Here is a 19,777-nt window from a genome sequence, read left to right on the forward strand (position 1 = left end):
GCCGAGACGCTCGGCGGTCGATCCGGAGATACACTTTTTGCGATGCCCGTGCGATGGTGTCGCTATGGGACTTCGAACCGCCGTTTCACAGAGCTGGGTGCTGACCGCGATGGCCACCGGGATCGGCCTGTGGTGCGCCTACACCGCCGTCCAGGCGTTCGCAGCGATCGAGAGCCTCTGGACGTTCACGGGGTCGTACGTGGGGCAAAACGCCGTCGGCGGTCTCGCGGGCGTCGCGGTGCTCGCCGGCATCGTCGCGCTGCTGCTCGTCTTCTTCGGCGAGCTGGGTCAGACGGATCCGGCGCCGCAGACGTGGCCGCCCGAGGAGTGACGCTGCGCCCGAACGGCGCCGCGTTCGTCCGTCGTTCGGCGCTGTGTCCCGAACCGGCGAGTGACCCCGCCGAGGGACAAGGCTAACAGGCCTGATTCCGTTCGTCCGTCCATGCAGTACGAGTGCGTCGACTGCGGCACGATGACTCGCGTCGGCTGCCCGGAGGGGACGGTACAGCGTGAATGTCCCGTCTGCGAGACCGTGACGGCCTGGGAGCCCGCGTTCGAGGGAGAGGGGGTGTCGTTCTGATGGCGATCACGTTCGAGCCCAGCGACCGCCTCGTCGCGGCCGCCGGCGAGTGGGCCGACCAGCGCATGATGGACGACGAGGAGGCCCTGGAGGTGAAACTCGAGCAGGCGCTCCTGGAGATCGAGCACCTGGTCTCCGGAGGAACCGAGGTCACCTTCGAGGTGGAAGACGGCGGCGAGCGGGTCCGGTTCGCCCCGAGCGACGACCTCGCGACGTTCCTCTCGCGCCAGGCCGAGGAGTCGGGGCTGTCGACCGAACGTCTGCTCCGCCTCCACGTCGACCTGTTCGCGAACGTGTTCCTCGACGAGGACGGCCAGCGCCCGGACAACGCGCCGCCGACCGAGTAGCGGCCCCGGATTCCGAACGAGTGACTGCCTCGCCGGGTTCGACGGTTCCCGCGGTCCGGGAACGACTCCGCGACTGCGGGAACCGCCCCACCCTGGTTTTTCACGCCACCCCGTACGTCCACGTGGGTGACAACCGATGCCTGCGACACCGACGAAACCCGCGACGATCGCCCGGCAGGATCGCCTCGGAACCGCCGCAGAAGCGCTCGCGACCGCGCTCGCGCTGGCCGGCGTCGCCGGCCACGTGGCGCTCGCGCTCGCCGCGATCACGTTTCTCGCAGGCGTGATCCCGGCGCTTCTGTGACCGACGGACGTACATCGACGCCGGCGACGGGACAACAGCTAAGTTCTCGGCTTCTGATCGTCAGTGCATGGCGACCGAGGACACCGGCTGGCGGCCGACGGGCGGACTGCAGCAGTACAAGGGCTACGAGGTCTGGGAGTACGACCACGGCCCCCAAGAGGAGAACCAAGGCGAGACCGACGGCGAGGTCGATCTTGACGGCACCGAGCGACTCGACGACGAGTAACGGTATCGGACGGGACAACGCGACGACGCGCTGTATCCCGCTGCGGCCGACGCGCCGACTCAGGTGACCGTCAGTGGAAACGCCCGTTTCTCGCGCGGCGGCACGACGAAGTTCGCTCGCTTCGTCGTCGAGATGACGTTGAGGATGCCGTTGTTCTCGCGGTCGGTGATGTTGGGGTGGTCGTCGCGTAGGTACCAGCCGTTCATCGACTTGCGCGTCCGCCGGAAGTGGTCGAGGATCCGCTGGTAGCTGAGGAAGTGGACGCCGGTCACGCCGCCGTCGACGGTGTTGAAGTCGCGTCGGAGCAGCAGCGGCTTCCCGTCGCGGCGGACGCGCGCGACCTTTTCGTGGTGGCCGACGCTGCCGTGCTCGCGGGCGTGTTCGCGGACCTCGTCGGCGAACGGAACGTCCGTCGTCAACTCGGCCACGTCCTCGGGGGAGAACTCCGACGAGAACATCTTGTGCACGCGGTCGGCCTCGTCGAAGTCGAACCACGTCGGGAGGTCGAAACTGATGTGCGAGAGGTGGGCGGTCGTGCCGCCCGCGAGCGGGCCGTCGGGGATGGCGATCGCGTCCTCAGTCGCCTGGCTCCCCTCGCGTCCGGAAAAGAACCCCGAGAACATCGGAGCGTCCGCCTCCAACCCCTCGACGTCGACGTGCTCGGCCGGAAGCCCCTCGCCGAGGAAGCCCGTCCGGCGGTCGCGGCGGACGAACACGTCAGCGAGGGTGTGGTCGACCGGTTCGCCGTTCAGCTCGTTGCGCGCCCCGAACAGCGCGCTCTCGGCGGCCGGGAGGTGGGAGGGCACGTCGGATTCGAGCACGAGCAGCGCATCGAACCGCTGAAGCTCCTCGTCGTCGGTGCGGGTGAGCACTGTCGGGTGCTCGATCGGGACGCGTCCGAGCGCGTCGTTGTCCGCAAAGTACTTCGACCCCCATGCGAGCGCGTGGAACAGCCCGTCCGGCGCCCAGTCGAAGGCGCGCTCGACCCCGCGGAGGGCGCGCTCGACCGTCTCGGCGGCCCGCTGAGACGGCGACGCCTTGAGGTCGAGCAGGAGGAGCCGTCGATGGCGCGCCTGCAACACGTTGCCGTCGGTGTCGCGACGGAGGACATCGTGCTGGGCGTACTGCCTGCTCGGAACCGGGTGCGGGTTGGCATCGAGCGGGAGCCCCGGCGGAGAACCGGTGGCGCAGCCCGCGACGCCGACCCCCGCGGTGGCGGCGAGCTTCCCGAGCATGCTCCGTCTGGACGGCATTCGTGGATGTACAAGAGATACGCGAGCAAAAGGGTTCGGTCGGTCGAGAACCGCGGTCGATCGCGATCGGACTCTCGCCTGCACGGGCTCGGCACAAACGCTATGGGTTCACGGACCGACCCGTCTCCTATCATGGGCGGAATCCACGCCAACCTCCCGCTCGCGCTGGAGCCCGCGTTCCTGCTGCTCGGGGTGGGGCTCGTGGTGCTCGCGCTAGCGACGTACGATGCGTACCGGTCGTACGGCGCGACCGGGGGTGAGATGGATGAGTAGCCCCGCGGCGAAGGCGGACGACGCGGCCCACTCGGTCGGTTCCGGGGGAGACGAGGAGGGACCGACTGGACTGGCTCGGACGCTGTACTGGGTTCGAGTCGGGGCGTACTCGCTGGCGTCGCTGGTGGCGCTGTCGCTCCTCATGGTCGGCACCGTCGCCGTCATCGCCGAGGTCAAGGGGACGTGGCACTGGGCGATCCACCTCGAATCGACGATCAGCTACATGGGCGTCTTCACGGGCGGACTGCTCGCGCTGCTGGTGCCGCTGCTGGCCGTCTCGCTGGCCGCGCGGGTGGTGTACGATGTCTGAGGCAGCCGGGTCCGACCGACCCAGCGCGCGGTGGGTCGCTCGGGCGTTCGCGGCCCTGTCGGTCGTCGGACTCCTCGTCACCGTCGCCGGTGTCGCCGCGGTGGCGATCGCCGCGGAGTCGATCGGGCGGAAGACGTGGGGCGCGTACTTCGCGATGGAACAGGCAATGGCGCTTGGGACGCCGGTCGCGGTGACGTTCGCGGGGCTGTCGGTGCTGGGCGGCTTCGCGGTCGTGTACACCGCCGCCGACGGGGAGCGATTGATGGATTCCGTCGACGATTGACGACGGCTTGACTACTCTCTGCGGAGGCTCCCGGTCGGTTCAGGCAACCTGTGCGACGATCTCGTCCTCGAACTCGACGAGCCCGAGCAGGATCTCCGCGGCCGCGAGGAACAGGTCGTTGTCCGTCTCCTCGTGCACGTCGTCGACGGCGGCCTCAACCCACGTCGTCAGGTGGGTGTCGAGGAACACGCGCTCGTAGCCGAACGCCTCCTCCATCCCCTGCCGCTGCTTGTCGACGAGCCACCGCAGGAACGCCAACTCGACGGCGACGAAGTCGTTCTCCTCGCCGTACTCCTCGGGGGGCTGCCAGCCGGCCGCGGAGTAGCTCGACTCCACCTCCGCGAGTCCCTGCCCGATGAAATCGGTGTCGTCGCGGTAGTACGTCTCGTGCAGCAGCACGGGCGGGCGGGGGCCGACGAAGACGGTGGTGTACTTCTGTTTCACGTCGGCGTACAGCTCGTCGCGGTCGGCGTCCGCGTTCGCCTCGACGAACGCGCGCACGTGGTCGAACCCGGCGTCGAGGTGGTCGTTCACGTGGTCCTCCGGGACCCGAACGTCGCCCGACAGCAGCCGGTCGAGGAACTCCCGCGACGGCGTGTCATGGAAGACCTCGATGGGGAAGTCGATCAGCTCGATCCGGGCGTCGTAGACGGCGAGTTCGTCGGTGCTCATGGTGTGTCTCGTCGGGTCGCTTATCTGTTGTCGAACAGCAGGGCGGCGCGGCAGTCGCCGCAGTACTCGAAGACGCTGTGCTCGGAGTCGGGGGCGACCCCGGAGACGAGGTCGCCGACCTCGGACTCGATGTGCTCGGCGGAGGCGGCGGAGGTGAAAGGCGTCCCGCAGCGGACGCACTTCAGCATCTCCCCCTCGTGGACCGTCTCCCAGCGCGGATCGTCGCCGGCGGCGGCGCCCTCGCCCGCGGTCCGGTTCTCTGGCAGCCGCGAGAGGTCGAGCCCCCGATCCATCGTGATCGCCGTCTCGGGACACCCCTCCTCGCAGAGGCCGCAGTTGACGCAGTCCTCGTGGGCGAACTGGAGGTCTCCGTCGTCGGTCCGACGGATGGCGTCGGTCGGGCACAGCGTCGAACATGTCGGGGTGAGGTTGCAGGCGTCCGAGACCGACATCACGCCGAAGTCCTTCAGCCCGCGGATCGCGTCGCGCTCGGGATCGGTGAACTCGACGATCCGCCGGACCGATTCGAGCGTCCAGTCGTGGCTGTTGTACTCGGGGTTGGGCTTGTCCGCGCGGACGACGCCGGTGGAGCGGTGCTCGCCCTCCGGCACCGGGTTCGGGTCGAGCGTCAGCTCCGTGAACTGGGACAGCTCCTCCGCGAACGCGCCGGGGTCGTCCGGATCCGGCGCGAAGAAGGCGACGCGCTCGCCGAGGCCCAGGTCGCTCGTCGCGCGGTTGAGGCGCTCGACCAGCTCGGCCTTCGGGTCCGGACCGGAGTGGAGGCAGTCGCCGCCGCAGCCGACGATCGCGACGCCGGCGGCGCCCGCGGCGAGGGCGTGCATGACGTGCCCCTCGCCGACGGTGTCGGTGCAGTTCACCTCGACGGGGAGCACCGGCGGGTAGGCGATGTCCTCGCCGGCGGCGGCGCGGCGGCCGTACTCGTCGAGCGCGGCCGCGGCGCGCTCGTCGCAGGTGAACGCGACCACCGGCGTCTCGATGCCGCCGTCGCCGCCGGTGAACGGCCAGATGCCGCCGTCGTCGGTCTCGCGGCTGAGCAGCGCCTCGACCTCGCGGGCGATCCGCTCGTTCGAGGGCTCCCGGAGCGAGACCGCGCCCGTGGGACACGAGGAGGTGCACGCCCCGCAGTTCTTGCAGGCCGCGAGGTCGAACGCGACCTCGTCGACGGCGGGGCGCTCGACGGCCTCGTGGGGACACGCGTCGACGCAGGCGGTGCAGCCCTGTTGGCCCGACTCGCCCGCGGCGCACACGTCCATCTCCAGATCGAGGTACTTCGGCTTCGTGACCCCGCCCAACAGCGACTCGACGGCGGCGACGGTGCCGGCGTCGACCGGGCCGGTGTAGTAGCCGATGCGCCCCCCGCGGGCCGTCGACGTGCCGGCGGGGTCGATCACCTGGTCGGCGTCGACGGTTCGCGTGACGCCCGACAGGTCGATCGCGTCCGTCGGGCAGCACTCGGTCCACTCCCCGTCCGGGGCGTCGGGGTGGATGTCGACGGGGCGGCGGGTGATCATCCCGTCTGGACCCTCCTGCACGCACTTCATGCAAGAGATGCAGTCCTCGGTGACGCGGGCCTCGACCTGCACCTCGAACTCGCCGAAGCGCCCCTCGACGGCGACGAGGCGACCCCGCTCGACGGTCACGTCCGAGAGATCCGCTTCCGCATCGGCGTACTCGGCGCCGTCGGCGAGCAGTGTCACCTCGGCGGAATCGGCCAGCGCGGCCGCGCTCTCGGCGTCGCCGACGACCAGCACGTGCTCGCCGGCCTCGCGCTCGACGGTCCGCTCGCCGGCCTCGTGTTCGAGACCGGTCCGGCGCGCGTTTATCAGCCGCGCCGTCTTGTCGGTGGCGTCGTCGCGCTCGTGGACCCAGCCGGCGCGCTCGCGGTGGTCCACGAACGCCGCGGCCTCCGGATGGAGCCCCTTCGACTCGACGAGGTCGTCGAACTTCGCCTTACAGCCGTCGTCGCACGCGCCGACGACGAGCTGGTCGAGGTCGTACTCGTCGATCAGCCCGTCGACGGCGGGCAGCGCGTCCCGGCACAGCAGCTCCGAGGATGCCACGACCTCGACGTCGCGGACCCCGTCGCGCACCGCCTCGAGATCCACGTCGCAGGTCCCGCCGCACGAGCAGACGAATGCCCCGACGTTCATCGTCGGAGTCAACGCGGTCACGGGTATATACCTTGCGTCGGGAAACCAACTGACAGCGATATTGCGGGTGATCTTTCCGGTTGGTTTAGGATGCCCAAAAAATTTCAACTACTCTTTCACCGAACATTAAAGGGAGATGCTTTCGTTAGCGCGTATGATAGTCCACCAACCAGTGGTGAATGTCAACATAACACAATGAGCACGGAACCGGTCTCACTGGACCTAGACAGACGGTCGTTCCTGAAGGCGAGCGCGTTGGCCGGCGCGGTCGCCCTCGGGGGCGGTGGCGCGGGACAAGCACTCGCCCAAAGCGGCGGCGAGGCGGATGGAGCAGACACCGATCACACGGAGTTGACGAAGACGATCTGCAACTTCTGTGCGGTCGGCTGCGGATTCCACGGCGAACGCGACGGCAACGCGTTCGTCGGGCAGGAGTCGTGGAGCGATCACCCGGTCAATCAGGGGTCACTCTGTTCGAAGGGCGCGTCCATCTACGGGAGCGAACACTCCGAGAAACGCCTGAAGTCGCCGATGCGACGGACGGCCGACGGCAACTGGGAGAAGCTCTCGTGGAACGATGCCTACGACATCGTCGGCGGCGAACTCGCGCGGATCAAAGACGAGTACGGCGCCGACTCGACGATGTGGCTCGGGAGCGCGCACCACTCCAACGAGGAGTCGTACGCGTTCCGGAAGCTCGCGTCGTTCTACGGGACGAACAACGTCGACCACCAGGCGCGCATCTGCCACTCGACGACGGTCGCCGGCCTCGCGAACACGTGGGGCTACGGGGCGATGACCAACACGATCAACGACTATCGGAACTTCGATATGGACTTGATCATCGGTCAGAACCCGGCCGAAGCCCACCCGATCGCGATGCAGCACATCCTGGAGGGGCAAAAGCGCGGGGGGAAGATCGTCGTCGTGGACCCGCGGTTCACGAAGACCGCGGCCCACGCCGACTACTACTACCGCCTGCGCCCCGGCACCGACGTGGCGCTGATGATGGGCGTGATCAAGTGGCTCCGAGACAACGGCGAGCTCGACGACGAGATGCTCACCGAGCGCGTCCAGGCGTGGCCCGATGTCGAGAACGACCTCGACGACTACGACCTGGAGACGGTCTCGGACATCACGTGGCTCTCGGTCGAGGAGATCGAGGAGCTGGCCGGCCTCGTGGCCGAGCACAGCCCCAAGATGCAGATCGAGTGGGCGATGGGCGGGACCCAGCACAACAACGGGACCCAGAACATCCGCTCGTACGCGATGCTGTCGCTGGCCTCCGGGTCGGCCGCGCAGTCCGGCGGCGGTCTGCAGGTCATGCGCGGGCACGCCAACGTCCAGGGCGCGACCGACCTCGCGGTCGCGAGCCACATCCTGCCGGGGTACTACTCGGTCGGTTCGCCCGGCTCCTGGCAGTACTGGTGTGACGTGTGGTCCGAGAGCCCGTTCACCTCGGGCACCGTCGAGTTCGAGGAGCTGTATCAAGAGTACGACCAGATGCCGTCCGAGAAGTACGTCCGGCAGTCGCCGAACACCGAGAACGCCGACGACATCGACGAGTCGTTCCCGGCGGAGAACTCGATGATGTTCCAGAAGGGCCTCACCGTGGCCCGGTGGTTCGAGGCGGGCCTCCCGCAGGAGGAACGGCTCAACCAGACGCCGATCTACCAGCCGAACAGGCTGAAAGCGGCAATCATCTGGGGCCACTCGGTCAACTCCATCTCGGAGATGCAGAAGCAGCGCGACGCGATGGGGAACCTCGACTTGGTCGTCATCGTCGACGTGTTCCCGTCGACCGCGTCGGTGCTGCCCGAACTCGACATCGACGCCGAAGTCGTGCTGCTGTCGGCGTCGAGCCAGTACGAGCACCCCCGGTCGCTGACGAACTCCCACCGCTCGGTGCAGTGGTCGGAGGCCGTCCGCCCGCCGAGCCACAACACCCGCCCCGACATGCAGATCATGCAGGAGCTGGCGAACTACCTGGGCTTCGGCGACCACTTCGACTGGGGCAGCGGCCCCGAGATGTACAACGGGAAGTCGACGTACGAGGAGTGTCTGCGGGAGGTGAACCTCGGCGTCCGGACGATCGGCTACTGTCAGGACCCCGAACGGCTCCAGCAGCACCTCGAGTACGACTACGCGTTCTCCTCGGAGAACCTGCAGGCCGACTCGCCGGGCACGCCGGTCCACGGCGACTACTGGATGCTCCCGTGGCCGTGCTGGGGTGAGGGGCACCCGGGCACGCCGATCATCTGGAACGACGACAAGGACCCGCGAAACGGTGGACAGGACTTCCGCGCCCGCTGGGGCGTGCAGGCGCCGACGCCGGAGGAGTGGGAACAGATGAGCGACAAGCCGTACCCGATGCAGGCGACCTACGACCAGGGCGGCGAGGAGGCGCTCAACATGTTGCGGGACCCGTTCACGCCGGATAACTGGGAGTCGGACTGGTCCGGCGAGATCAACGGCGTCCCCCAGTACCCAGGCTTCGCGACGACGATGCCGGACGACAAGACGAACCCGGACGCGCTGACGCTCCCGTACGAGTACGCGCTCCGGGAGGACACGTCCGTGTACGACACGGCCGTCGCGATGAACGAGCAGTACGACGCCGGCTTCGACGAGGAGTTCTACCAGCAGTACGACTACAAGCAGCCCGACGCGCCGACGGGACGCGGCCGGGCGCGCGGCGTCGTCTGGGGGTTCCTCGACACCACGCCGGTTCACCGCGAGCCGATCGAGAGCCCGCGCTCGGACCTGGTCCAGCAGTGGCCCGCGAACGGCCAGCAGCGGAACTTCTACCGCCTCGACCAGAACAACGCGGTGACACAGGAGAAGGCGATGCAGAAGCTGGTCGACCAGGGGCTGGACAACCAGAACAGCGACTGGACGATCATGACCACCGGGCGCCAGGTCGAACACCAGGGCGGCGGGGCCGAATCGCGGTCCATCGAGTACACGGCGGACCTGCAGCCGCACATGTACGCGGAGATCCATCCGAACATGGCCGACCGCCTCGGCGTCGACGGCGGCGACATGCTCGTCATCTCGACGACCGACCGCGGCTCGATCATGGTCAAAGCGCGGGTGACGTACCGCCCGAACGAAGAGGAGACGTTCCTCCCGTTCCACTGGGGCGGCATCTTCCGCGGCGAGTCCCTCGAGGAGAAGTACCCTGAGGGAACGGTGCCGTACGCGATCGGCGACTCCGTGAACATCATCACCTCGAAGGGGTACGACGTGGAGACCCAGATGCAGGAGACGAAGCCCGCGATGGTGCGGGTCCAGAAGGCGACGCAGTCGCTCGTCAACGAGCTCTCGATGCGCGGCGTCGACGAGGGCGGGCTCTCCGACGAGCCGATCGACCTCGACAGCTACGAGTTCCCGCAGGACCGCAACGGCTTCGGCCAGCAGAAGGACTTCGACGTCCGCGACAACACGACGGTGCAATAACCAATGGCAACTAACGACACCAGCAAGCAGGTCATGGGTCAGGGGGTGATGAGTACCGGCGAGGGTACTCGGATCTTCCCCGACGTGGAGGCCTGCATCGACTGCGGCGGCTGCGTCGTCGCGTGCAAGCGCACGTGGGACGTGCCCCGCGACGAACAACGGATCAGCATCTCCACGATGCTGGAGGGACAGCCGGCCGAGCCGATGCAGCGGTACAACACCGACAGCGCGGCCGCGCTCGGAACCGACGGCTCGCCCGGCGAGACGTCGATCCCGATGCAGTGTTACCACTGCGAGGAGGCGCCGTGCGTCTCGGTGTGTCCGACCGACTCGCTGATCAAGAAAGACAACGGGTTCGTCGACGTGCGCGACAACCTCTGCGTCGGCTGCCAGTACTGCCTGTCCGCGTGCCCGTTCGGCGCGCCGCAGTTCCCCGGCTCCGACGAGGGCGCCGCGCGGCTGTTCGGCAACGGCGGCACGATGGACAAGTGTACGATGTGCGAGGAGCGCCAGGACGTCGGCAAGGGGCCGGCCTGCGCCGAGGAGTGCGCGACCGACGCGCTGCTGGTCGGCGAGGCGAACGAGATCGCCGACGAGCTGGAGAAGCGCGGCTCCGGATCGTTCTTCAACGACGTCGCCATGGGGATCATCTTCGGCGACGACGCTGACCAGTTCGAGGGGAGCAACGCATGAGTTACCGCGAACACCTTCCAGAGACCGAGGGCTACCCGCGCGCGGCGATCGCGATCAACGCGGTCATCGCGATTGCGGTGACGGCGCTGATCCTCTGGTGGGCCTCGGAGTTCGCGGTCTTCTACGAGAACCTCTTCCGCATCCAGCCCGTCGCCGAGGGCGCCAACGCGGGCGTCGGCTCCGACTGGACCTCGGGCAACCAGATCGCCTGGCTCGACTTCCTGATCGCGATCACGCACGCGGCGGACGTGCTGATGGGCGTGTTCATCCTGTTCATGATGTTCCTGCACTGGGGCGCGTTCCGCCGGCTCGCCGCACGGATGCGCCAGCCCGGCGACTCGGGCTCCAGCGCGGTCGCCGCCGACGGCGGGCGCGTCGACGACGAGGCAAGCGCCGGGACCGACGGCGACACCGCCGCAGACGGAGGTGAGCGCGCATGACGCAACTGGATCACGGGAAGTTCAGCAAGATGACGACCACGTTCCACACGCTGCTGGCGCTGGACGTGTTCGTCCTGTTCTTCTCGGGCTACAGCCTGATGTTCAACGACGAGCTGTGGTGGATGGTCGGCCTCATGGGCGGCGCAAGCGGCGTTTCGGCGGTCCACCGCGTCGCCGGCGGCGGCCTGCTGGCGCTCATCGTCTTCTGGATGCTGATGATGGTGACGACCGACACCGGCCGCGGGAACTTCCGGGAGATCCTCCCGTCGAAGGGGGACTTCGACGCGTTCATCCAAGACGTGCAGTTCCTCCTCGGCAACGTCGACGAGCGACACCCGAACGCCCGTCAGTTCGCCGGCGGCACAGCCGACGAGATCCCGCTGCTCACCTACATCGGGAAGGGCGTCGTGTTCATCTTCGCCGCCGAACTGACGCTGCTGTCGATCTCGGGGGTCCTCATCTGGTCGAAGACCGGCGTCATCTCGCTGCTGGCGACGAAGACCGCCGCGGCGGCGTTCGTCACGTTCCACGGTCTGCTGGGCGTCATCATGCTGATGGGGGTCATCTTCCACATCTTCGAGCACGGCTTCCACCCGGCGCTGTACCCGGTGGAAGTGAAGGCGTTCATCCCGCGCTCGATGATCCCGGAGGAGCACGACGACTCGACTGAGGGAACCGGCATCGAGCGGCTCGAACTCGCGCCCTCGTGGAACATGGCCTCGACGGTCGTCGGCGCGATGGCGGTCATCGGCATCGTGTCGGTGCTGCTCGGGAGCCTGTTCGACGAAGGCTATCCCGTGCCGCGCGAACTCGCGATCGGCGGCGGGCCGACCGACGTCCTGCTGACTGTCGGTATCAACATGGGCGTGTTCGTGCTGCTGCTCGGACTCGTCCTCCAGATGTACGGCAACCTCCTGCGCGTCCGCTGGCAGAAGCAGTTGGAGCAGGAGGCGTCCGAGCCGACGGCCGCCGCGGACGGCGGTCGCGTCGAATCCGACGACTGAGGCGACCGAGCGCCTCACGGCCCGGCGTTCGTTTGTTGTCGGGACGCGTTCGCTGAAGTCACGCGGGCGCCCGCGACGGCACGGGTCGGGCGCGCCGTCAGGCTTCGACGCCGAGACTCAGCGCCTCGTCGCTGAGTTCGACGGTCACGTCGTTGCTCGTGTGCGTGTTGATCTGCTGGACGTTGCGCGTGAGCACTTCGAGGATATCCTTCGGCTCGGGGTACACTAGCATGTTGCCGTCGTCGTCCTCCATCACGAGCTGCGTGTCCGACAGCTGGATCTGGTTGCCCTCGATGCTGGCGACGACCGCGGGCAGCGCCTGCGCGGCGCCGCTGTCGCCCTCGCTCACCTTCGTGATGTAGATGCTGTCCAGGCCGATGAGGTCCTTGTACTCGCGGACGGTCTCGGCGCACTCGATCATATCCTTCGATACCTCGGTCTTCGAGGCGTTGCCGTGTTCGCCCGCCAGACAGTGCTTGCAGACGCGTAGCTCCATTCGCATACCCCGCCGTCGGCGGCCCGACGGGATATATATTCGCCCCGCGGCACCCCGGTTCCTCACCGAGGTTTAATAGGCGTCGGCGTCACCGAGGGGACATGGCTTCGACGCTCCTGAACACGGTGTACAGCCTCCTGGTGCTGGTCGTCGCGCTCGGCGGCCTGGCGGTCGTTCTCAGGGCCAGCGGCGCGGACCCCGAGGGAACGACGCGCATGGAGCTGACGGTGGTCGCGGTGGCGTTGTTCGTCATCGGACTCGTCGCAAGCACGCTGGGATATCTCTGAGCCGGAGCGTGCGGTGGCGTCGCCCGCGCGGGCGGTGGTGAAACGGTGCTGCGACGCGAACATGCCTGCGACCGCTGCGGCGACCCGATCCGCCCGGGCGAGGAGTACGCCGCCATCGACGGGATCACGCCCGATGGCGACCTCCGGGCGCTGTTGTGCGTCTCCTGTGCCGCTGGACTGTCTCGATTTCTCGACGGGGAGTGAGTCGGCGTCTCGCGGGGCGACCGACTCGCACGGTGCGCACCGCGACCGGAGCGCCCGCCCGACCCCGGTTCGCTCGACGGAAGCCTTTACTCGCGCCCGCCGAACGCGGATGCATGGACGTGGATCTGGATCTCGGTATCCCTCGCGGTGTGCTCGACTCGCTCCCCGACGACGACGGCGCCGCAGAGCAAGACATCCGGCGCGCGGTCGCCGGCTACCGACAGGCGCTGGAGGAGGGCTTCGCAGCCGCCGACGACGAGGCCGAGGCCGCCTCGGTCGCGGTCGACTTCCTCGAATACGCCGAGGAGCGCGCGGACATCTACGACGAATTCGTGCCCGAACTGCGCGCGTGGGGGCAGTCGCCCATCTACGCCATCGCGTGGCGCGATCTGTATATCGAGTTGGCCGCGCAGGTGCACGAAGTCGACTGGCTGGCCGAGCGCATCGACCGCGAACGCAACTACCGGCTGGTCGACGACGGGATCCGGTTCGGGCAGGACTAGTTCGGTACGTTGTCGCGCTCGCCGAAGGCGCGCGCCGTTCACCCTCGTCTCAGTCGTCCGCCGTTGCGCCGCCCTCTCCTCCGCGCTCGCTCAAGAGCGGGGTGCCGTCGGCCTTCGGACCGAGCGACGGGCCAAAGGGTGGGCCGTCGTCGGGGTCGATCCGGCGGCGCTCGCGGTAGTCGGTCGACCGCTCGACGGGGATCCGGCCCACGGCGGTGATCAACTCGACGTAGTCGTCGAAGCTGCGGAACTCGCCGTAGGAGCCGCCCGCGCGCTTGGTGATCTCCTCGGAGAGGATGGTGCCCATGAAGTCGTTCGCGCCACACGAGAGCGTCTTCAGGGCCTTCTCGTCGCCGTACTTCACCCACGAGGTCTGGACGTTCTCGACGTTGTCGAGAAAGAGCCGGGAGACGGCGATCAGCAGTTCGTCCTCGGCGTCCGTGGCGCCGCCCGAGACGACGCCGTGCTCGTACAGCGGTGTGCGCTCGTGGACGAACGAGAGGGGGACGAACTCGGTGATGCCGCCGGTGCGGTCCTGGAGGTCGCGCACCCGCTTCAGGTGCATCGCGCGGTGCATCTCGTTGTCGACGTGGCCGTACATGATCGTCGCGGTGGTGTCGAGCCCGGCGGCCATCGCCCCCTCCATCGCCTCGACCCAGCCGTCGGTGTCGATCTTTCCGGGGCAGATCACGTCCCTGACCTCGTCGACGAGGATCTCCGCGGCGGTGCCGGGAGCGGAGTCGAGGCCGGCGTCTGCGAGTTCCCGGTACACCGCCTCGTAGCTCCAGTCGGTGCCCCGTCGGGCGTGGTACGCCTCCTCGGGCGTCATCGAGTGGAGGTGGACGCCGTCGACGCTCATCGCCCGCAGCTGCTCGACGTAGGTGCCCGGATCGGTGGCGTACGTCTCCGGCGGCTTGTAGTTCGCCACGCTCGCGGCGTCGTCGATCCCGCGGAGGATCTCGTGGTGCTCCTCGTTCAGCGCGAACGCCGGGTGCAGTCCCGAGACGGACGTGACCTCGTAGACGCCGCGCTCGACGGCCGCCCGGACCGCTGCGCGCGACTCGGCGGGCGTCTTGGTGAAGCCGGCGTGCTCGCCGTCGTGGTCGGCCTCGAACTGGTGGGCGGTGTCCTTGAAGTTGCAGAACAGACAGCCCGTGTTGCAGGCGGTGGTGACGTTATTGTTGAGGTTGGCGACGAACGTCACCTCGTCGCCGACGACCTCGGCGCGGCGACGGTCGGCGGCGACGAGGACCCGCTCCTTCCGCTTGCGGTCGATACCGGCGGTGCCGCTGCCGGTGGTGAGCAGCTCGACCGCGTCGTCGACCGTCAGCCTGCGCCCGTCGCGCGCCTTCGCCAGCGCGTTCTCGAACGACTGGTCGGTTTCGGGCACGTGCTCGAACCCGAGGTCGTCCGGATCGAGGTCCGCCGCAGACGGTCGCGTCATCGTCGGAAGGTATCGGTGCGACGTGAAAAACTGGGCGGTAGCGGCCACCGACGGCCGGGACTCTGGATCCCCGAACCGTCGCTTTCACTCCGAACCGTCGCTCTCACTCCGAACCGTCGACGGGCACGCTCGTTCACCGGTGCGTTGATGACCGTGCCGACGAGTATGTGTGATAATGACATCCTCGATCGGCGCCGACGCGGATCCGCCGCGCCACGACGTGTCGTTTCTGGCCGATCTCGGCTTGGACGGCGAAGTGAGTCTCGGCGAGTCCGACCGCGACGAGCACGCGACCGACTACACCACTGACGAGGCCGACGCGGTGCGACCCGACGCCGTCGTCTACCCGGCGTCGACCGCGGACGTGTCGGCCGTCGTCGCCGCCGCGGACGAGCGCGGGATTCCGGTGACCGCCTACGCCGCCGGTACCGGGCTGGAGGACGGCGCGGTCCCGGCACACGCGGGGATCAGCCTCGATATGACTCGGATGGACGCCATCCGCGAGATCCGCCCGGACGACCTTCAGGTCGACGTGGGGCCGGGCGCGATCGGCGCCGACGTGGACGAGGCGGTCGCGAAACACGGTCTCTTTTTCCCGCCGCTCCCCTCCTCGGGCGATATCTCCACGATCGGCGGGATGATCGCCACCGACGCCTCTGGTATGGGGACGGTGAAGTACGGCGAGGTGGCCGACTGGGTGCTCGAACTGGAGGTCGTCCTCGCGGACGGCTCCGTGACGACCGTGGGATCGAAGGCCGCGAAGTCGTCCTCCGGCTACAACCTGAAGGAACTGATCGTCGGCAGCGAGGGGACGCTCGGCATCGTCACACGCGCGACGCTCGAACTCGCTGGCAGACCCGAGCAGATCCGCGGCGGCCGCGCCGTGTTCCCGACGCTCGACGACGCGACCGCCGCCATCTCCGACGCCGTCACCGCCGGCGTCGACGTGGCGAAGATCGAGCTGTTCGACGCCGAGACGGCGATGCTCGCCAACGACTACAGCGACGCCGACCTCCCCGAGCGCCCGATGGTGTTCGTCGAGTTCCACGCGAACCACGGGATCGACGAGGAGATCGACTTCTGTCGGGCCGTCTTCGAGGCGCACGACGTGGCACAGTTCGAGATTGCGAGCGGCGACCGGATGGACGACCTGTGGCGGGCGCGAAAGGACATCACCTACGCGGCGGAGGCGTACGACCCCCAGCGCGAGATGGGCCAGCCGGGCGACGTGACCGTCCCGATCGGCTCGTACCCCGAGATGATCCGGGCGGTGAAGGAGGTCGCCGACGAGTACGACCTCTTCGTCCCCTGCTTTGGCCACGCCGGCGACGGGAATCTCCACTACTTCGTCCTGCAGAACCCGGACGACCCCGAGGAGGTCGCGCGCGCGGAGGCGGTCTACGGCGAGTTGGTCGAGCGCGCCCTGGAGTTGAGCGGCACCGCCACCGGCGAACACGGCATCGGCGCGGGGAAACGGACGTACCTCGAACGGGAGCACGGCGAGACCGCCGTCGGGGCGATGCGGGCGATCAAGGAGGCGCTCGACCCGAACGGGACGCTCAACCCCGGAACCGTCGTGCCGGAGGAGTAGCGGCCACGGATAGCCCACAACCGTGGATCAATCTGCGTGTGGTACCCCCGAGATACGCACGTGAGTGGAAGGATTCTTGCCCCCCGCGCACGCCCCCACGACCATGACGAGCGTCAAGGAGTTCGTCGTCGAGCGCGAGCCGACCGCCGACGACCTCGGCGCGGGGCGGTTCGCCTTCACCGACGACTACTCCGTCTTCGACTGGGGGAAGATGCCCGACCCGATCCCGGGAAAGGGGGCGTCGTTGTGCACGATGGGCGCGTACAACTTCGAGCTGCTGGAGGAATCCGGCGTCCCCACGCACTACCGCGGCGTCGGGCCGGACGCCGAGCCGTTGTCGGCGGTCGCGGAGCCGCCGCGCGAACTCGCCATCGAGCTGGCGACGGTGCCGGACCTCCCGTTCGCCGACGGCGCGTACGACTACGACGCCTTCCACGCCGAGGCCCGCGAGGCGGCCGGCTTCGTCGTCCCCCTCGAGATCGTCTTCCGCAACACCGTCCCCGTCGGCTCCAGCCTCCGCTCGCGGACCGCGCCGCGAGAGGTGGGGCTCGACTGCGACGAGTGGCCCGACGAGGTCGTCGACCTCCCGGAGCCGATCGTGGAGTTCTCGACGAAGTACGAGGAGCAGGATCGGTACCTCGACGAGGCGGAAGCCGACCGGATCGCCGGCGCGGCGCCGCTGTCGGAGCTGGAGTCGGTCGCCCGCGAGGTGAACGACCTCGTCACCGAGCGCGCCGCCGAGGCCGGGTTCGTCCACGAGGACGGAAAGATCGAGTGCGTGTACGCGGACGGCGAGGTCCGCGTCGCCGACGTGGTCGGCACGTTCGACGAGAACCGCTTCGCCTACGACGGTCAGGAGGTGTCCAAGGAGGTCGTCCGCCAGCACTACAAGCGGGTCGCGCCGGAGTGGGTCGACGCGGTCGGCGACGCGAAGGCGCGCGCCGACGCCGAGGGGGTCGCTGACTGGCGGCCGCTGTGTGAGCTGTCGCCGCCGTCGCTCGACCTCGCGGTCGTGGAGACGGTGGCGGACATGTACGCCGCGGGGACGAACGCCTACACCGGCGCCGACTGGTTCGACGCCCCGCCGGTCGCCGACGCGGTCGACGCTGTCCGCGACCTGTAGGTCGTCGCCGACGCGGTCGACGCTGTCCGCGACCTGTAGGTCGTCGCCGACGCGGTCGACGCCGTGCGCGACCGCGCTCCTCCCGGTTCGCGGGTGTTAGTCCGCGCCCGCGACGACGCCGCCCAGATCGTACGCCTCGGGATCGACGCCCTCGCGGAAGTGCGTGCGTCCGCGGCGGACGACGACCGCGTCGTCGAGGTGCGCTCGAAGCCCGGCGACGAGCGCCTCCGCCTCCAGCGGCTGGCCCCGCTCTTTCAGGTCGTCGGGATCGTCGTCGGGGGCGACCGAGAACGCCCGCTGGGCGATGATCGGTCCCTGGTCGAGGTCGGTCGTCACGTAGTGCGCCGTCGCGCCGTGGACGCGCGCGCCGCCCTCGACGGCCTGTCGGTACGCCTCCGCGCCGGGGTACGCCGGCAGCAGCGACGGGTGGACGTTGATGATTCGGCCTTCGTAGCGGAAGACGACCTCCGGCGAGAGGATGCGCATGAACCGCGCGAGCACGAGGCAGTCCACGTCGTACTCGTCGAGCACGCGCAGCAGCTCGCGCTCGTCGTGGGAGCCGCCGGAATCGCCCACGTCGACGAACGGCACGTCGTACTCGTCGGCCAGCGGCGAGAGTGTGCTGTGGTTGCCGATCACCACCGGCACCTCCGCGTCGAGCGTGCCGTCCTCGCACGCCTCCAACACGGCGCGCGGGGCGTGGTCCTCTTTCGTCACGAGCAGCGCGGCCTTGCGCGCAGCCTCCGCGTCGGCGAGGCGAACCCGGATGTCGACGCCGAGCTCGTCGCCGAGGTCGGCGAGGTCCTCCTCCAGCGTCGCCGGCTTGCACACCATCCCGTCGGTGTCGGCGTGCAGGCGCATCCGGAACACGCCGTCGCGCACGTCCTGGTCGAGGTCTTCGATGTTGCATCCCCGCTCGAACAACAGCGAGGTGACGCGGGCGACCAGTCCGGTCGCGTCGTCCCCGACGACGACGATCTCGGTGTCCCAGCGCCTCGGATTCGGACGGTCGGCCGCTACCATACCCACGTTTGCTCACCCGCGAGTAAACCGGTGTCGCTCCGCACGACGACTGCCATCCACGAACGTGGATATCGAATCGGTCCCGAAACGGATTTTGCGCATGAACTCGCAGAGTCCGACGATGACCGGCTACACCGCCACGGTGACGGTCCGCCTGAAACACGGCGTGCTCGATCCGGAGGCAGAGACGACCCAGCGCGCGCTGGAACGCCTCGGCTTCGAGTTGGACGATCTGCGCTCGGCAGACCGCTTCGAGATCGACCTTGACGCCGCCGACGCCGACGAAGCGGGCGAGCGCGCCGGCGAGATGGCCGACCGCCTGCTGGCGAACCCGACCATCCACGACTACGAGGTCGAGGTCGCGGAGCGCGAATGACCGTTTCAGTGATCCAGTTCGGCGGCTCCAACTGCGACCGCGACGCCGTGCGGGCGCTCTCGCACCTCGGCGTCGACGCCGAGCGCGTCTGGCACGCCGACGGCCTCCCGACAGACACCGACGGGATCGTGATCCCCGGCGGCTTCTCGTACGGCGACTACCTCCGCGCCGGCGCGATGGCCGCGCGCCAGCCGATCATGGGCGAGGTGCGTGAGGCGGCCGCGGACGGCACGCCAGTGCTCGGCGTCTGTAACGGCGCGCAGATCGGCTGTGAAACCGGCCTCACCGACGGCGCGTTCACGACGAACCGCTCGGCGCGCTTCCAGTGCGAGCACGTCCACCTCCGGATCGAGCGCGCGGACACGCCGTGGACCGCCGCCTACGACGAGGGCGACGTGATCGAGGTGCCCATCGCCCACGGCGAGGGCCGCTTCGAGATCCGTGAGGACCGTCTCGACACGCTGGAGGCGGAGGACCGCGTCCTCTTCCGCTACTGCGACGCCGACGGCGACGCCACCCAGGGGGCCAACCCGAACGGCTCGACGGCGAACGTCGCGGGCATCCTCGGCGCGCGCGAGACAGTCGCCGTGATGATGCCCCACCCCGAGCGGGCGACCCTGCCCGACATCGGCGGCACCGACGGGCAGGGCGTGCTGCGGGCGTTCGCGGAGTAACGGTCCGCGTCGCCCCGGAGGCGGTCCGCCCCACCGGGCGC

The 19,777-nt window shown here is 68.7% G+C and carries 25 protein-coding genes; 19 read left to right on the top strand and 6 right to left on the bottom strand.

Annotation, left to right across the window (positions count from 1 at the left end; translation table 11 throughout):
* Positions 1-64: 64 nt before the first annotated feature.
* The 5 genes from BUE16_RS04415 (at position 65) to BUE16_RS16855 (ending at position 1,457) form a co-directional block, all read left to right on the top strand.
* On the top strand, positions 65-331 hold the full coding sequence (locus tag BUE16_RS04415) for a hypothetical protein (protein WP_073307216.1): 267 nt from the start codon (positions 65-67) through the stop codon (positions 329-331).
* A 111-nt stretch (positions 332-442) separates the two neighbouring features.
* Complete coding sequence (locus BUE16_RS16850; RefSeq protein ID WP_200778371.1) at positions 443-580, top strand: hypothetical protein; 138 nt, start codon at positions 443-445, stop codon at positions 578-580.
* A complete protein-coding gene (locus tag BUE16_RS04420) occupies positions 580-927 on the top strand; it encodes a hypothetical protein (protein ID WP_073307217.1) in 348 nt (115 codons plus the stop codon). Before BUE16_RS16850 ends, BUE16_RS04420 begins: the two co-directional genes overlap by 1 nt.
* A gap of 136 nt (positions 928-1,063) precedes the next feature.
* The gene (locus BUE16_RS16590; protein WP_159435725.1) at positions 1,064-1,231 is read left to right on the top strand and encodes a hypothetical protein; all 168 of its coding nucleotides are present in this window, start codon (positions 1,064-1,066) and stop codon (positions 1,229-1,231) included.
* 67 nt (positions 1,232-1,298) lie between these two features.
* Positions 1,299-1,457 carry a hypothetical protein gene (locus tag BUE16_RS16855; protein ID WP_200778372.1) on the top strand — a complete coding sequence of 53 codons (159 nt, stop codon included), beginning with the start codon at positions 1,299-1,301 and terminating at the stop codon, positions 1,455-1,457.
* A gap of 59 nt (positions 1,458-1,516) precedes the next feature.
* On the opposite strand, the gene BUE16_RS04425 is transcribed toward BUE16_RS16855, so the two are convergent.
* Entirely contained in the window at positions 1,517-2,710 is a 1,194-nt protein-coding gene (locus BUE16_RS04425) for a DUF7405 family protein (RefSeq protein WP_073307218.1), read from the bottom strand.
* 132 nt (positions 2,711-2,842) lie between these two features.
* On the opposite strand from BUE16_RS04425, the gene BUE16_RS16595 reads away from it, so the two are divergent.
* The 3 genes from BUE16_RS16595 to BUE16_RS04435 are packed head-to-tail and all read left to right on the top strand — an operon-like array spanning position 2,843 to position 3,576.
* Positions 2,843-2,983: a hypothetical protein gene (locus tag BUE16_RS16595; RefSeq protein WP_159435727.1), complete on the top strand. Its 141-nt coding sequence runs from the start codon at positions 2,843-2,845 to the stop codon at positions 2,981-2,983.
* Positions 2,976-3,293, top strand: coding sequence for a hypothetical protein (locus tag BUE16_RS04430; RefSeq protein ID WP_200778373.1), 318 nt, complete (start codon positions 2,976-2,978; stop codon positions 3,291-3,293). The genes BUE16_RS16595 and BUE16_RS04430 overlap by 8 nt, the downstream gene beginning before the upstream one ends.
* Positions 3,286-3,576, top strand: coding sequence for a hypothetical protein (locus tag BUE16_RS04435; RefSeq protein WP_073307219.1), 291 nt, complete (start codon positions 3,286-3,288; stop codon positions 3,574-3,576). The genes BUE16_RS04430 and BUE16_RS04435 overlap by 8 nt, the downstream gene beginning before the upstream one ends.
* A 39-nt stretch (positions 3,577-3,615) precedes the next feature.
* Here the strand turns inward: BUE16_RS04435 and BUE16_RS04440 are convergent, their stop codons facing one another.
* Positions 3,616-4,248: a TorD/DmsD family molecular chaperone gene (locus BUE16_RS04440; RefSeq protein WP_073307220.1), complete on the bottom strand. Its 633-nt coding sequence runs from the start codon at positions 4,246-4,248 to the stop codon at positions 3,616-3,618.
* Positions 4,249-4,268: 20 nt separating this feature from the next.
* Complete coding sequence (locus BUE16_RS04445; protein ID WP_073307221.1) at positions 4,269-6,419, bottom strand: hydrogenase iron-sulfur subunit; 2,151 nt, start codon at positions 6,417-6,419, stop codon at positions 4,269-4,271.
* A gap of 195 nt (positions 6,420-6,614) precedes the next feature.
* On the opposite strand from BUE16_RS04445, the gene BUE16_RS04450 reads away from it, so the two are divergent.
* Genes BUE16_RS04450 through BUE16_RS04465 form a run of 4 tightly spaced genes read left to right on the top strand, consistent with a single transcriptional unit; the run spans position 6,615 to position 12,015 of the window.
* Positions 6,615-9,878 (top strand): molybdopterin-dependent oxidoreductase, encoded by a 3,264-nt coding sequence (locus BUE16_RS04450; RefSeq protein WP_073307222.1) that lies wholly within the window; start codon positions 6,615-6,617, stop codon positions 9,876-9,878.
* A 33-nt stretch (positions 9,879-9,911) separates the two neighbouring features.
* Entirely contained in the window at positions 9,912-10,571 is a 660-nt protein-coding gene (locus BUE16_RS04455; RefSeq protein WP_079991495.1) for a 4Fe-4S dicluster domain-containing protein, read from the top strand.
* Positions 10,568-11,011, top strand: coding sequence for a hypothetical protein (locus BUE16_RS04460; RefSeq protein ID WP_073307224.1), 444 nt, complete (start codon positions 10,568-10,570; stop codon positions 11,009-11,011). Before BUE16_RS04455 ends, BUE16_RS04460 begins: the two co-directional genes overlap by 4 nt.
* A complete protein-coding gene (locus BUE16_RS04465; RefSeq protein ID WP_073307225.1) occupies positions 11,008-12,015 on the top strand; it encodes a cytochrome b/b6 domain-containing protein in 1,008 nt (335 codons plus the stop codon). The genes BUE16_RS04460 and BUE16_RS04465 overlap by 4 nt, the downstream gene beginning before the upstream one ends.
* A 97-nt stretch (positions 12,016-12,112) precedes the next feature.
* On the opposite strand, the gene BUE16_RS04470 is transcribed toward BUE16_RS04465, so the two are convergent.
* Complete coding sequence (locus BUE16_RS04470) at positions 12,113-12,517, bottom strand: hypothetical protein (RefSeq protein WP_073307226.1); 405 nt, start codon at positions 12,515-12,517, stop codon at positions 12,113-12,115.
* 95 nt (positions 12,518-12,612) lie between these two features.
* Between BUE16_RS04470 and BUE16_RS04475 the strand changes: the two genes are divergently transcribed.
* The 3 genes from BUE16_RS04475 to BUE16_RS04480 all read left to right on the top strand — a co-directional run bounded on the left by BUE16_RS04475 (position 12,613) and on the right by BUE16_RS04480 (position 13,505).
* Positions 12,613-12,798 carry a hypothetical protein gene (locus tag BUE16_RS04475; protein WP_073307227.1) on the top strand — a complete coding sequence of 62 codons (186 nt, stop codon included), beginning with the start codon at positions 12,613-12,615 and terminating at the stop codon, positions 12,796-12,798.
* Between the two features lie 45 nt (positions 12,799-12,843).
* Positions 12,844-13,002 carry a hypothetical protein gene (locus BUE16_RS16600; RefSeq protein WP_159435729.1) on the top strand — a complete coding sequence of 53 codons (159 nt, stop codon included), beginning with the start codon at positions 12,844-12,846 and terminating at the stop codon, positions 13,000-13,002.
* 113 nt (positions 13,003-13,115) lie between these two features.
* The gene (locus tag BUE16_RS04480) at positions 13,116-13,505 is read left to right on the top strand and encodes a hypothetical protein (protein ID WP_073307228.1); all 390 of its coding nucleotides are present in this window, start codon (positions 13,116-13,118) and stop codon (positions 13,503-13,505) included.
* A gap of 49 nt (positions 13,506-13,554) precedes the next feature.
* On the opposite strand, the gene cofH is transcribed toward BUE16_RS04480, so the two are convergent.
* Positions 13,555-14,949: a 7,8-didemethyl-8-hydroxy-5-deazariboflavin synthase subunit CofH gene (cofH, locus tag BUE16_RS04485; RefSeq protein ID WP_073307229.1), complete on the bottom strand. Its 1,395-nt coding sequence runs from the start codon at positions 14,947-14,949 to the stop codon at positions 13,555-13,557.
* Between the two features lie 175 nt (positions 14,950-15,124).
* On the opposite strand from cofH, the gene BUE16_RS04490 reads away from it, so the two are divergent.
* Together BUE16_RS04490 and BUE16_RS04495 are read left to right on the top strand one after the other, a co-directional pair.
* Positions 15,125-16,540, top strand: a complete 1,416-nt coding sequence (locus tag BUE16_RS04490) for an FAD-binding oxidoreductase (protein WP_073307230.1) — start codon at positions 15,125-15,127, stop codon at positions 16,538-16,540.
* A 103-nt stretch (positions 16,541-16,643) separates the two neighbouring features.
* Complete coding sequence (locus tag BUE16_RS04495; protein WP_073307231.1) at positions 16,644-17,663, top strand: phosphoribosylaminoimidazolesuccinocarboxamide synthase; 1,020 nt, start codon at positions 16,644-16,646, stop codon at positions 17,661-17,663.
* 96 nt (positions 17,664-17,759) lie between these two features.
* On the opposite strand, the gene BUE16_RS04500 is transcribed toward BUE16_RS04495, so the two are convergent.
* The gene (locus tag BUE16_RS04500) at positions 17,760-18,686 is read right to left on the bottom strand and encodes a formyltetrahydrofolate deformylase (protein ID WP_073307232.1); all 927 of its coding nucleotides are present in this window, start codon (positions 18,684-18,686) and stop codon (positions 17,760-17,762) included.
* A gap of 121 nt (positions 18,687-18,807) precedes the next feature.
* Between BUE16_RS04500 and purS the strand changes: the two genes are divergently transcribed.
* Positions 18,808-19,062 carry a phosphoribosylformylglycinamidine synthase subunit PurS gene (purS, locus tag BUE16_RS04505; RefSeq protein WP_073307641.1) on the top strand — a complete coding sequence of 85 codons (255 nt, stop codon included), beginning with the start codon at positions 18,808-18,810 and terminating at the stop codon, positions 19,060-19,062.
* Positions 19,059-19,736 (top strand): phosphoribosylformylglycinamidine synthase I, encoded by a 678-nt coding sequence (gene purQ / locus BUE16_RS04510; RefSeq protein ID WP_073307233.1) that lies wholly within the window; start codon positions 19,059-19,061, stop codon positions 19,734-19,736. Before purS ends, purQ begins: the two co-directional genes overlap by 4 nt.
* The last annotated feature ends 41 nt before the right edge of the window (positions 19,737-19,777 follow it).

It is taken from the genome of Halobaculum gomorrense, assembly GCF_900129775.1.
Taxonomy (GTDB): Archaea; Halobacteriota; Halobacteria; order Halobacteriales; family Haloferacaceae; genus Halobaculum; species Halobaculum gomorrense.

Bases quoted from the DNA above. Each gene is read 5' to 3' on its own strand.
- BUE16_RS04440 (WP_073307220.1), bottom strand. From the start codon at position 4,248: ATGAGCACCGACGAACTCGCCGTCTACGACGCCCGGATCGAGCTGATC.
- purQ (WP_073307233.1), top strand. From the start codon at position 19,059: ATGACCGTTTCAGTGATCCAGTTCGGCGGCTCCAACTGCGACCGCGAC.
- BUE16_RS04450 (WP_073307222.1), top strand. From the start codon at position 6,615: ATGAGCACGGAACCGGTCTCACTGGACCTAGACAGACGGTCGTTCCTG.
- BUE16_RS16850 (WP_200778371.1), top strand. From the start codon at position 443: ATGCAGTACGAGTGCGTCGACTGCGGCACGATGACTCGCGTCGGCTGC.
- BUE16_RS04415 (WP_073307216.1), top strand. From the start codon at position 65: ATGGGACTTCGAACCGCCGTTTCACAGAGCTGGGTGCTGACCGCGATG.
- cofH (WP_073307229.1), bottom strand. From the start codon at position 14,949: ATGACGCGACCGTCTGCGGCGGACCTCGATCCGGACGACCTCGGGTTC.
- BUE16_RS04425 (WP_073307218.1), bottom strand. From the start codon at position 2,710: ATGCCGTCCAGACGGAGCATGCTCGGGAAGCTCGCCGCCACCGCGGGG.
- BUE16_RS04435 (WP_073307219.1), top strand. From the start codon at position 3,286: ATGTCTGAGGCAGCCGGGTCCGACCGACCCAGCGCGCGGTGGGTCGCT.
- BUE16_RS04470 (WP_073307226.1), bottom strand. From the start codon at position 12,517: ATGCGAATGGAGCTACGCGTCTGCAAGCACTGTCTGGCGGGCGAACAC.
- BUE16_RS04430 (WP_200778373.1), top strand. From the start codon at position 2,976: ATGAGTAGCCCCGCGGCGAAGGCGGACGACGCGGCCCACTCGGTCGGT.
- BUE16_RS04420 (WP_073307217.1), top strand. From the start codon at position 580: ATGGCGATCACGTTCGAGCCCAGCGACCGCCTCGTCGCGGCCGCCGGC.
- BUE16_RS04445 (WP_073307221.1), bottom strand. From the start codon at position 6,419: ATGAACGTCGGGGCATTCGTCTGCTCGTGCGGCGGGACCTGCGACGTG.
- BUE16_RS04455 (WP_079991495.1), top strand. From the start codon at position 9,912: ATGGGTCAGGGGGTGATGAGTACCGGCGAGGGTACTCGGATCTTCCCC.
- purS (WP_073307641.1), top strand. From the start codon at position 18,808: ATGACCGGCTACACCGCCACGGTGACGGTCCGCCTGAAACACGGCGTG.
- BUE16_RS16855 (WP_200778372.1), top strand. From the start codon at position 1,299: ATGGCGACCGAGGACACCGGCTGGCGGCCGACGGGCGGACTGCAGCAG.
- BUE16_RS16590 (WP_159435725.1), top strand. From the start codon at position 1,064: ATGCCTGCGACACCGACGAAACCCGCGACGATCGCCCGGCAGGATCGC.
- BUE16_RS16595 (WP_159435727.1), top strand. From the start codon at position 2,843: ATGGGCGGAATCCACGCCAACCTCCCGCTCGCGCTGGAGCCCGCGTTC.
- BUE16_RS04495 (WP_073307231.1), top strand. From the start codon at position 16,644: ATGACGAGCGTCAAGGAGTTCGTCGTCGAGCGCGAGCCGACCGCCGAC.
- BUE16_RS04460 (WP_073307224.1), top strand. From the start codon at position 10,568: ATGAGTTACCGCGAACACCTTCCAGAGACCGAGGGCTACCCGCGCGCG.
- BUE16_RS04480 (WP_073307228.1), top strand. From the start codon at position 13,116: ATGGACGTGGATCTGGATCTCGGTATCCCTCGCGGTGTGCTCGACTCG.
- BUE16_RS04475 (WP_073307227.1), top strand. From the start codon at position 12,613: ATGGCTTCGACGCTCCTGAACACGGTGTACAGCCTCCTGGTGCTGGTC.
- BUE16_RS04490 (WP_073307230.1), top strand. From the start codon at position 15,125: ATGACATCCTCGATCGGCGCCGACGCGGATCCGCCGCGCCACGACGTG.
- BUE16_RS04465 (WP_073307225.1), top strand. From the start codon at position 11,008: ATGACGCAACTGGATCACGGGAAGTTCAGCAAGATGACGACCACGTTC.
- BUE16_RS04500 (WP_073307232.1), bottom strand. From the start codon at position 18,686: ATGGTAGCGGCCGACCGTCCGAATCCGAGGCGCTGGGACACCGAGATC.